This window comes from Actinomadura sp. NPDC048032 (assembly GCF_040653175.1).
In the GTDB taxonomy this organism is placed as follows: domain Bacteria; phylum Actinomycetota; class Actinomycetes; order Streptosporangiales; family Streptosporangiaceae; genus Spirillospora; species Spirillospora verrucosospora.
This window is the reverse complement of sequence record NZ_JBEZJP010000291.1, coordinates 1-10507: the sequence shown is the minus strand read 5'-3', so window position 1 is coordinate 10507 and position 10507 is coordinate 1. Positions and strand designations below refer to the sequence as shown.

General features: G+C 75.0%; 12 protein-coding genes. 5 read left to right on the top strand and 7 right to left on the bottom strand.

The genetic code is table 11. From position 1 onward, the window contains the following. The 3 genes from AB0C69_RS29375 to AB0C69_RS29365 all read right to left on the bottom strand — a co-directional run. Positions 1-402: protein kinase (locus AB0C69_RS29375; protein ID WP_360358378.1), on the bottom strand; the 402-nt coding region annotated here is incomplete at its 3' end. A 73-nt stretch (positions 403-475) separates the two neighbouring features. Then, positions 476-1438: a quinone oxidoreductase gene (locus AB0C69_RS29370; protein ID WP_345175825.1), complete on the bottom strand. Its 963-nt coding sequence runs from the start codon at positions 1436-1438 to the stop codon at positions 476-478. Positions 1439-1520: 82 nt separating this feature from the next. Further along, positions 1521-2213: a TetR family transcriptional regulator gene (locus AB0C69_RS29365; RefSeq protein WP_345175824.1), complete on the bottom strand. Its 693-nt coding sequence runs from the start codon at positions 2211-2213 to the stop codon at positions 1521-1523. Between the two features lie 315 nt (positions 2214-2528). On the opposite strand from AB0C69_RS29365, the gene AB0C69_RS29360 reads away from it, so the two are divergent. The 3 genes from AB0C69_RS29360 to AB0C69_RS29350 all read left to right on the top strand — a co-directional run bounded on the left by AB0C69_RS29360 (position 2529) and on the right by AB0C69_RS29350 (position 6552). Continuing rightward, positions 2529-2801 carry a hypothetical protein gene (locus AB0C69_RS29360; RefSeq protein ID WP_353830967.1) on the top strand — a complete coding sequence of 91 codons (273 nt, stop codon included), beginning with the start codon at positions 2529-2531 and terminating at the stop codon, positions 2799-2801. A gap of 111 nt (positions 2802-2912) precedes the next feature. Further along, on the top strand, positions 2913-3188 hold the full coding sequence (locus AB0C69_RS29355) for a DUF6504 family protein (protein WP_345175822.1): 276 nt from the start codon (positions 2913-2915) through the stop codon (positions 3186-3188). 1 nt (position 3189) lies between these two features. Further along, positions 3190-6552, top strand: a complete 3363-nt coding sequence (locus tag AB0C69_RS29350) for a DNA polymerase III subunit alpha (RefSeq protein WP_360358377.1) — start codon at positions 3190-3192, stop codon at positions 6550-6552. A gap of 24 nt (positions 6553-6576) precedes the next feature. Here AB0C69_RS29350 and AB0C69_RS29345 read toward each other — a convergent pair whose 3' ends face one another. The 4 genes from AB0C69_RS29345 to AB0C69_RS29330 all read right to left on the bottom strand — a co-directional run bounded on the left by AB0C69_RS29345 (position 6577) and on the right by AB0C69_RS29330 (position 9634). Beyond that, positions 6577-7251, bottom strand: coding sequence for a DUF4328 domain-containing protein (locus AB0C69_RS29345; protein WP_345175819.1), 675 nt, complete (start codon positions 7249-7251; stop codon positions 6577-6579). 96 nt (positions 7252-7347) lie between these two features. Further along, positions 7348-7695, bottom strand: coding sequence for a hypothetical protein (locus AB0C69_RS29340; RefSeq protein WP_353830965.1), 348 nt, complete (start codon positions 7693-7695; stop codon positions 7348-7350). A gap of 71 nt (positions 7696-7766) precedes the next feature. Further along, positions 7767-8414: a response regulator transcription factor gene (locus tag AB0C69_RS29335; RefSeq protein ID WP_360358376.1), complete on the bottom strand. Its 648-nt coding sequence runs from the start codon at positions 8412-8414 to the stop codon at positions 7767-7769. A gap of 26 nt (positions 8415-8440) precedes the next feature. Beyond that, positions 8441-9634 (bottom strand): histidine kinase, encoded by a 1194-nt coding sequence (locus tag AB0C69_RS29330; protein ID WP_360358375.1) that lies wholly within the window; start codon positions 9632-9634, stop codon positions 8441-8443. A gap of 119 nt (positions 9635-9753) precedes the next feature. Here AB0C69_RS29330 and AB0C69_RS29325 point away from each other — a divergent pair, with 119 nt between their 5' ends. Together AB0C69_RS29325 and AB0C69_RS29320 are read left to right on the top strand one after the other, a co-directional pair. Then, entirely contained in the window at positions 9754-9945 is a 192-nt protein-coding gene (locus AB0C69_RS29325; RefSeq protein ID WP_345175814.1) for a hypothetical protein, read from the top strand. Further along, positions 9942-10507 (top strand): ABC transporter ATP-binding protein (locus AB0C69_RS29320; protein WP_360358374.1); only part of this gene is annotated, 566 nt, incomplete at its 3' end. The genes AB0C69_RS29325 and AB0C69_RS29320, both read left to right, overlap by 4 nt.

Here is a 10507-nt window from a genome sequence, read left to right as displayed (position 1 = left end):
GTGGATGGCGGCGAGCGCGGTGGCGACGCCGACCGCGAGTCCCTCCAGGTCGGAGCCGGGCAGGGGGCCCCTGTCCCCGACGGCCTTCTCCAGGCTCGGCCCGTCGATGTACTCGGTGACGATGTACGGCGGGTCCTGGTCGAGCTCGGCGTCGATCACCGGCGCGGTGCAGAACCGGTGGACGCGCCGCGCCGCGGTCACCTCGCGGCGGAACCGGGCGAGGAACGCCGGCTCCCCGGCCAGCTCCCGGTTGACGACCTTCACCGCGACCCGCCGGCCGTCGGGCTCGGCGGCCAGGTAGACCGTCCCCATGCCGCCGCGGCCGAGCCGCCCGAGCAGGCGGTACGGGCCGAGGACGCGGGGTTCGTCGTGCTCCAGCGGTCCGGCGGCGTACGTCGTCATGGGGGGCGGCGCTCCTTGAGAGATCGTTCGTCCGGGGGCCAGCCTAGGGGAGGCCGCGGCGCCGGGCGGGACCTCAGGGGATCAGCAGGAGCTTGCCGGTGCTGCGCCTCGCCTCGAGGTCGGCGTGCGCCGCGGCGGCCTCGGCGAGGTCGTAGCGGCGGCCGACGTGGACCTTCACGGCACCGGACTCCACCCACGCGTAGACGTCGGCGGCGCGCTCCAGCAGCTCCGCGCGCTCCTCGACGTAGTGGGCGAGGGACGGCCGGGTCAGGAAAACCGATCCGGCCCGGTTGAGGCGCTGCGGGTCGAACGGCGGGACCGGGCCGCCCGCCGCGCCGTACAGGGCCAGGGTGCCGCGCCGCCGGAGGCTCTCCAGGCTCCCGTCGAACGTGGGCGCCCCGACGCCGTCGTACACGACGGCGACGCCCTCGCCTCCGGTGAGCTCCCGCACCCGCTCGGGGAACCCGTCGTAGCCCATCGTGGCGTCCGCGCCCGCGTCCTTCGCCAGGCTCTCCTTCTCCGGGGTGGACGCCGTCGCGATCACCCGGGCGCCGAGGGAGACGGCCGCCTGCGTGAGCAGCAGCCCCATCCCGCCCGCCCCCGCGTGCACGAGGACGGTGTCGCCCTCCCGGACCGGATACGTCGACCTCGTCAGGTAGTGCGCGGTCATGCCCTGCAGCAGCGACGCCGCCGCGTCCTCCAGGCCCACCCCGCCGGGGACGGGGACGACCTTGTCCGCGGGGACCACGGCCTTCTCCGCGTAGCCGCCCTGCACGTTCGCCCACGCGACGCGGTCGCCCGCCGAGAACTCACGGACGCCCTCGCCGACCGCCGCGACCGTCCCCGCCGCCTCGACGCCGGGCGTGTAGGGGGTCTCCTGCGGGTAGGCGCCCGTCCGGTAGTACACGTCGATGAAGTTGACCCCGGCCGCCGCGACGTCGATCAGCACCTCGCCCGGCCCGGGCACCGGGTCGGGGCGCTCGGACGCCTCCAGGACCTCGGGGCCGCCGGTGCGGGTGATGACGATCGCGCGCATGTCGTTCTCCTGACGGGTCGGTTCGCGTGGACGCTCCCGGAGAACCCCGGCGCCCCCGCGGGCTATTCCGCCGGCGGGACGGTCACACCCAGTCGCGCATGGTCCGGCTGACGAGCGTCACGGCCTCCTCCACGCGCGCCGCGACCGTCCCGGCGTCCCAGATGTCCTGGCGGGCGCAGTCCTCGAAGGCGACCTTGGTCGCGGCCAGGTAGAACGACACGACGATCCGCGGCCGCAGGTCCCGCTCCATGTCGACGCCCTCGCGGCGCGCGATCTCGGTGGCGAGCGCCTCCGCCGACGCGGAGTAGCGCGCCATCTGCGCCGCCATCAGCGACGGCGTCGCCTCGATCACCTGCCGGACGCGGCGGAACCGGGCGCCGTCGGCCGGGTCGCTCTCGGCGATCGTCCGCAGGACGACGCGCAGCGACTCGAACAGCGCGGTGAACGGCCGCTCCTCGGGCGGGCGGGCCGCGAGGGCCTCCTCCAGCACCTGGTCGTGCTCGGTGAGGAAGCTCGTGACCACGTCCTCCTTGGTGCCGAAGTAGCGGAAGAAGGTGCGCTGCGACACCTCCACCGCCGCCACGATCTCGTCGATGGTGGTCGCCTCGTAGCCCTGGGCGAGGAACAGGTCCAGGGCCGCGTCGATGAGCGCGAGGCGGGTCCGCTGCTTCTTGCGCTCGCGCAGCCCGGCCAGAGCGCGGCCCTGCTCCGGACCGTGCCCCTGGGCGCGGGGGTGTGTGTGGCCTGACGGGTCGCCGGCGGGGACGGCGCTCATCGGCTCGCTCCTTCTTCTTTGGCTGACGCGGGCGGCGCCCGCCTCACAGAGGCTTCTATCACGGACGGAGCCTCCGTATGCGGGCCAGGTTCCGGGGACCGGAAACCACCTGCGCGGTGATTGGCCCGTATCCGGACGGCGCGTTACACCGCTTCTGCGGACCATCCCCTAGCGGCCGGGGTACACCCGTCCCCACTCTTGGGATTCTCCCCGCACGGCGGCCGGATCGGAGTCATGCTGAGGAGCGGTCACCAACCGTCGCCGGATGGTAGCTCAAGGTCATGCCGGCGGCTCGGACCAGCTGAGGCGGCTGATGTGTCTGTAGTCGGTGGGCGGGAGATCGCCGAGATGCGCCGGCGTCACCTCGCGGCGCTCGCGCGCGAGGTCGAGGCCCGGGGCCTGTCCTGGCGGTTCGCCGGGCCCGGGGAGTCCCTGCTGGCCGTCTACGCGCCGGGCACGGGGCGCCATGTGATCGTCCTCGCCACGCCGTGCGGCGACGGCTGGTACTACCTGTGGCCCTCCGGCGGCATGGCCGACGCGGCCCGGCCCGGCGAGGTCGCCGACCATGTCCGCGCCCTTCTCGGCTGACCCCGCCTTGCTCCCCGGGCCCGGGGTTCCCTAGACTCCATACCGAACGTCTGTTCGAGAACGAGGTCCGCATGCTCCTTCCCCCGTGCGGCGAGCGCGAGGGGGAGGCAGATGACGCGCGTGTTCGGCGATCCGGTGGACGTCTGGGTGAGCGACGGCCGTCCGGTCCGGTTCGTCTGGCGTGGCCGGCTCTACACCGTCCGGCGGGTGCTGGAGCACTGGGTCACGACCCGCGACTGGTGGCGGGAGCGGCATCCGGACGGCGAGGCCGCCGGCGAGCGGGAGTTCTGGCGGATCGAGGCGACCCCGGACCGGGAGATCGGCGTCTACGAGCTGCGTTATGACGTCGCCGCCGACAGTTGGCTGCTATCCCGGGTATGGGACTGACGTGCATATTCATGTCGCTTCGTCCTATTCGCTCCGGTTCGGCGTCGCGCCGCCCGCGGCGCTGGCGGAGCGCGCGGCGGTCCTCGGCATGGAGACGCTGGCGCTGACCGACCGCGACGGCCTGTACGGCGCCGTCCGGCACGTCCGGGCGTGCGCCGACGCGGGGATCGGCGCCGTCGTCGGCGCCGACCTCAGGGTCGCCTCCACCGGGGAGGAACGCGTGGTCGTCCTCGCCGAGGGCCGCGCCGGGTGGCGGTCGCTGTGCCGGCTGGTGACGGCGGCGCACGCGGCGGGCGAGCGCGGCCGCCCGCTGGTGACCAGGGAGATGGTCGCCGCGCACGCCGAGGGCCTCATCGTCCTGCTCGGCCCGGCCTCGGACGTCGGCCGGGCCCTCACCGGGCGCCGCCCGGACGTGGCGGCGGCCCGGCTCGCGGCGTGGCGCGCCGCGGCCGAGACCATGATCGAGATCGTCGACCACCGTGACAGGGGCGACGGGCCCCGGGCGGCGCGGATGCTCGCGCTCGCCCGCGAGGCCGGGGCGCCCGCCGTCCTGGGCAACGCCGTCCGCTACCTGGACCCGTCCGACCACCCGGTCGCGCAGGTCCTGGACGTGACGCGCCGCCTGGTCCCGCTCGACCGGCGGCACCTGGACGACCGCACCGGCCAGGCGTACCTGAAGTCGATCCCCGAGATGCGCCGGGTCGCGGAGCGGAGCTGCGGCCCGGACGAGGCCGACGCGCTGCTCGCGGCCACCCGGCGGCTGTCGGAGCGCTGCGTCCTCGATCCCGGCCGCGACCTCGGCACGGACGAGGTCCACCTGCCGGCCGTCGAGGGCGACCCGCACGCCCGGCTCGCCGCCCGGTGCGCGGAGGGGATGACGCGGCGCGGGCTCGCCGGGTCGCGCGAGGCGGCGGCCCGGCTCGACCAGGAGCTCGGCGTGATCGGGCGCAAGGGACTGGCGCCGTACTTCCTCACCGTCGCCGACGCCGCCGCGCTGATCAGGGCGCGCGGCATCCGCTGCGCGATCCGCGGCTCGGGCGCGGGCAGCCTGGTCAACTACCTGGTCGGCATCGGCGACCTGGACCCGCTGCGGCACGACCTGGTGATGGAGCGGTTCCTCGCCGACAGCCGCGAGGGCCTGCCCGACATCGACCTGGACGTGGAGTCGGCCCGCCGGCTGGAGGCCTACCAGGCGCTGTTCGACCGGTTCGGCGCCGACGCCACGGCGTGCGTGTCGATGATGGAGACCTACCGTGCGCGCAGCGCGCTGCGCGACGTCGGCAACGCCGTCGGGCTCCCGCCGCACGAGATCGACGCGATCGCCAAGGCGTTCCCGCGGATCCGGGCGAACCAGATCCGCGCGGCCCTGGACGACCTGCCCGAGCTCCGGCAGAGCAACCTGGCGGCGGGCCGCCTGGAGGTGCTGTTCCGGATCGCCGAGCGCCTGGACGGGCTGCCCCGCCACATCGCCATGCACCCGTGCGGCGTCCTGCTGTCGAACCCGGGCCTGCGGGACCGGGTCCCGGTCGAGCGCGCCGCCGTGGGGTTCCCGATGAGCCAGTTCGACAAGGACGACGTCGAGGCGATGGGGCTGCTCAAGCTCGACGTGATCGGCGTCCGGATGCAGTCGGCGATGGCGCACGCGGTGGCGGAGGTCGCCCGGGTGACGGGGGAGGAGATCGCGCTGGAGGACGTCCCGCGCGACGACCCCGAGACGTACGCGCTGGTGCGCACGTCCCGGACGCTCGGCTGCTTCCAGATCGAGTCGCCCGGCCAGCGGGAGCTGATCGGACGGCTCCAGCCCCGCGACCTGGACGACCTGGTCATCGACATCTCGCTGTTCCGCCCCGGCCCGGTCAACTCCGACATGGTGACGCCGTTCCTGGAGGCCCGCGCCGGGAAGCGGGAGCCCGGCTACCCGCATCCCGACCTCGAACCCGCGCTGCGGGAGAGCCTCGGCGTGGTCGTCTTCCACGAGCAGGTGCTGCGCGTCATCGACGTGATGACCGGCTGCGGCCTGTCCAAGGCGGAGGCGGCGCGGCGGAGCCTGAACCACGAGCGGGGCCAGGCCGTGGTCGGCGCCTGGTTCCGCGAGCGGGCGCTGGCGCGCGGGTACGACGGGGCGACCGTCGAGCGCGTGTGGCGGATGCTGACCGCGTTCGGCGCGTTCGGCTTCTGCAAGGCCCACGCCGCGTCGTTCGCGCTGCCCACCTACCAGTCGGCCTGGCTGAAGCGGCACCACACGGCCGCCTTCTACGCCGGCGTCCTCACCCACGACCCCGGCATGTACCCCAAGCGGGTCATCCTCGACGACGCCCGGCACTTCGGCGTCCCGATCCTCCCGCTGGACGTCAACCGCTCGGAGGCCGACTGGCGCGCCGAACCCGTCCCGGCGGTCGGCCGGGCCGGGATCCGGGTGGCGCTGAGCGAGGTCAGGGGCATCTCCGACGCCGAGATCGGCAGGATCGCCGAGGCCCGGCCGTACCGGTCGCTGACCGACTTCTGGCGCCGCGCCCGGGTGTCGCGCCCGATCGCCGAGCGGCTGGTCCTGGCGGGCGCGTTCGACGCCCTCCACGAGGGCGTCCCGCGCCGCGACCTGCTGTGCCGCGTCGGCGCCCTCGACCGGGTCACCGCCCGTCCCGCGCACGTCCCGGAGGGCCAGCTCCCCCTCGGCCGCGAGGACGGCGACGAGATTCCGGCGGGTGCGGAGACGGGCCCGGCGGAGGAGATCCCGGCGGGCGGGCTGCCGCCGATGACGCCCGCCGAGGTGGTCGAGGCGGAGCTCGACATCCTCGGCATGGACGTGAGCCGGCACGTCATGACCTTCTACGCCGGGCTGCTCGCCGGGCTCGGCGTCGTCAGCGCCGCCGACCTGCCGGGGCGTCCGGACAAGAGCGAGGTCCTGGTCGCCGGGGTCAAGGTCGCGACGCAGACCCCGGCGGTCAGGTCGGGGCAGCGCGTCATCTTCGCCACGCTGGACGACGCGACCGGCCCGGTCGACCTCACGTTCTTCGAGTCGGTGCAGGACAGGTGCGCCGCCACCGTGTTCGGCTCCTGGCTGCTCGTCGCCCGGGGGCGGCTCCGCCGCGCCGGGGAACGCGCCGTCTCGATCACCGCGAACGCCTGCTGGGACCTGAACACGCTGCACGAGGAGTGGCGCCGCGGCGGCCCCGACGCCGTCCGCGCGGCCATGGCGGGCCCGTCCGGCCGGAGCCGCCCGGTGGGCCGCCGCGTCGTCCAGCCCACGGGGTTCGCGATGTCGCCCTACTCCGACATCGGGCACGCGGGGCCGGCCATCAAGCGCCCTCCGAGAACACCGCTCTGGCACACCAGCCAGGGAAGCTCCGGCCCCCCGCCCGCCTGACCCGCGCGGCCCGGTCCGGGCGGGTCACCGGGTGATCTGGATCCGGGTGATCTGGAAGACGGTCGCCATGCACAGGGCGGCGGCGAGGGCCTGGAAGGCGGCCGCCGCGACGCCGACGTGCACGTCGAGGCGGGCGTCGGCGAGCGTCTCGACGCTGCCGTGCGTGAACACGCGCCCGAGGACCAGGCCGAGCAGGGCGCAGCCCCACCAGCCCCCGACGACGAGCCCGGCGGCCTGGCGCTCGGCCGTCCGGTACCGGCCGCTGTTCACCCACACCTCGTAGACCATCCGGGGCGGCAGCCACAGGTTGACGACCGGGAGGAACCAGCCGAGCAGCACCCAGGCGCGGTGGTGGCGGTGCGGCCCGGGGGACTGGTGGAACGCCCGCCACAGCCAGGTCAGGTACAGCAGGCCGGTGACCCCGGCCATGATCGCGCCGATCGTGAACACGTCCCCGTAGGGGGCGAGGGCCTTGCCGGTGGCGGCGGCGTCATAGCTGTCGTGGGTCGCGCCGTGCAGCGGCTGCGCCAGCCTGAGCAGGCTGATCCCCGAGCCGAGGGCCACGAACGCGTTGAAGCCGAGCAGCATGAACACCGCCACGCCGACGGCCCGGAAGTCGCGGCGCCGCGCCCACGCGCCGCAGGCCGGGCACCGGTCGACCTCGGTCGGGATGATGTCGCCGCACAGCGCACACGGCATGATCCACCTCCCCAGGGCCTTTGCTGTTGGCTGTTTTGGATACTACGTACGTTTGACCGGCGCGGCCCAACGGGAATTCGGGCCCTTACAAGATCGTCACATGGGGAGCACGAGCCGGGTGACCGCGCACGTCGCGGCCGCGGTGACGGCCGCCCAGGCGGCGAGGCGCCCGAGGCCACCTGTGGACAGCAGCCGTTCGGGACGGAACCGGGTCACCGCCAGCAGCGCCCACCACTCGGCGGCCAGCGCGATGCTCGCGTACAGCGACCCGAGACCGATCAGCGAGAAGAGCAGGACGGTCCCCGCCGGCGTCACGGTGTGCGCGAACAGGGCGGGCCCCCTCGACGGTCCGCGCATGCCGCGCCGCAGGGCCAGCAGGACGGCGCCCCAGCCCGCGGCGCACAGCACCCACACGACCAGGACCGTCACGGGCAGTCCGTTCATCGACTCCGGTGCCAGTGCCGAGCCTCCCCCGTCTTCCGCGCTTCCCCGTCTGCGTTCCCCTGCCGGGCCCGTCAGGTCATCAGGCCCGACTCCCAGGCCCACGCCGCCGTCGCGACCCGGTTCCGCGTCTCCAGCTTGCGGTTGACGCTGCCGAGGTGCGTCTTGACCGTGGAGAGCGACACGTACAGCTCCGCGGCGATCTCCTCGTTCGTCCGGCCGCGCGCCACGAGCCGGACCACGTCCAGCTCCCGCTCGGTGAGCGGCTCGCGCGGCTGGACGGGGCGCGCGGGCCGCCTGGCCAGGTGCTCCAGCAGCCGGACGGTGATGGACGGCGACACCAGCGACCCGCCGTTCGCCGCCGCGCGTACGGCCTCCACCAGCAGCGCGGGCCCGCTGTCCTTCAGCAGGAACCCGACCGCGCCGCCGCGCAGCGCCCCGTAGACGTACTCGTCCATGTCGAACGTCGTGACGATCACGATGCGGGGCGGGTCGGGGACGCCCGGGCCGGCGAGGGCGCGGGTCGCCTCCAGCCCGTCCATCCGCGGCATCCGGATGTCGAACAGGCACACCTGCGGGCGCAGGCGGCGGGCCAGCGCGACGGCCTCGGCGCCGTCGGCGGCCTCCCCGACGACCTGCATGTCGGGCTGCGAGTCGACGATCATCCGGAACCCGGTCCGGACCATCTCCTGGTCGTCGGCGATCAGTACGCGGATGGTCACCTTGCCGATTGTGTCAGCATCCCCGGTTATCCGTCCGATACGGGGAGGCGTGCGACGACCTCCCACCCGCCCTCGGGGCGCGGGCCCGCGTGCAGCCGCCCGCCGAGCGCGCCGACCCGCTCGCCCAGCCCGGTGAGCCCGAACCCGCCGGACGGCAGCCGCCGGCCGCCGCGCCCCCGCCCGTCGTCCCGCACGGCGATCTCGACGTCGGCTCCGACCCGCGCCAGCGTGACCCGCACGGACGCGGCGTCGGCGGCGTGCTTGCGGACGTTGGTCAGCGCCTCCTGGACGACGCGGTGCGCCGACGCCGCGACCTCGGGCGGCAGCGTGCCGAGGCCGGGCTCCAGCGTGAGCGCGGCGGGCGGGTGGGCGAACCCCTCGACGAGATCCCTGAGCCGTTCGAGGTCGCCGACGGGACGGGTGCTGGAGCCGCCGTCCGGGAGGGCGTCCCCGTCCGGGGCGTTGACGTTCTGGGCGTCGCGCAGCAGCCCGACCATGCGCCGCATCGACGTGAGCGCCTCGGTGCCGGCCTTCTCGATCTCGCCGAGCATCCGGTCGAGCTGCTCCTGCGTCTGCGCGGCGCCCGACCGGGCCGTGAACCGCGCCGCCTGCGCCTGGACGACGATGCCGGTCACGTGGTGGGCGACGAAGTCGTGCAGGTCGCGGGCCAGCTCCAGCCGCTCGTCCCGGCGCGCCGAGGCCAGCGACCTGGCCCGCCGCGCGTCCAGCGCCCGCAGGTAGAGGCCGACGCCGAGCGCGACCGCCACGGTGATGCCGAGCGGCGCGGTGAACAGGGCCGCCGCGATCAGGGACCAGCGCAGCGGGGTCGCCAGGACCGCCGCGGCGAGCAGCACCGCGACCGGGACGAGCCGGTCGCGGCGGGCCTTCCACACCACCCGCGCGAGGATGATCAGCAGGCCGCCGATCTCCGCGAACAGGCTCGGGGCGCCGGCCGCGGGCCGCACCACCGCGCCGAGGCAGAGGGTGCTGAGCACCGACAGCGCCCCCGCCCCGGCCGCCCACGCCAGGAGGCCGCGACCGGAGACCGCCGCGACGTTGGCCACCAGCGCGACGAACACCATCCATAGGGCGGAGGGGTCACGGAACGCGGCGGCCGTGCACCCCAGCAGGTACAGGGACGCGAACCCGGCGTACGCCGCGCGCACCAGGCAGCCGCCCACCGAATGGATGCGGTCCAGACGTGCCCCAACGTCGCTCACGTTCAAGCAGCGTACGACCCGATGCGGATCCCCGGATCGGCCATTCGGCCGATCCGGCGCCCCCGGTACCGGCTTCGCGTCCGATGCGGCGGGGCGGCGGCGCGGCGCAGGCTGGGGGCATGTACCTGATCTACGTTCCCCTCGCCGCCGTGTTCGCCGCGTTCGTGGTCTACGGCGGCGTCGTGATGCCCGCCATGGAGATCGCCGAGTCCGTCCGCGACCGCCGCCGCACCCGTCCGCCCGACAACGTCCTGGATCTGCGCCCGGCCGGCGGGCCGTCCGCGGCGGGAGAGCGGGAGGAGGCGGCGTGAGCGAGCCCGTCCTGTCCGGCCGCGGGCTGGTGAAGCGGTTCGGGACGGCCGTCGCGCTGGACGGCGTCGACCTGGCCGCGGGCCGCGCCGAGGCCGTCGCGATCATGGGCCCGTCCGGGTCGGGCAAGTCGACGCTGCTGCACTGCCTCGCCGGGATCCTGAAGCCGGACGCGGGGGAGGTGCACCTGCTCGGCCGGCGGATCGACACGCTCGGCGAGCGCCCCCGCAGCGCGCTGCGCCGGAGCCGGTTCGGCTTCGTGTTCCAGTTCGGGCAGCTGCTCCCCGAGCTGCCCGCGGTGGAGAACGTCGCGCTGCCGCTGATGCTGAACGGGACGCCGAGGCGGGAGGCGGTGCGGGCGGCGCGGGACTGGTTCGGGCCGCTCGGGCTGGACGGGCTGGAGCACCGGCGCCCGGGCGAGCTGTCGGGCGGCCAGGCGCAGCGCGTCGCGATCGCCCGCGCGCTCGTGCCCCTCCCGGCCGTCGTGTTCGCCGACGAGCCGACCGGCGCGCTCGACCAGGCGACCGGCCACGAGACCATGCGGCTGCTCGTGGACGCCACCAA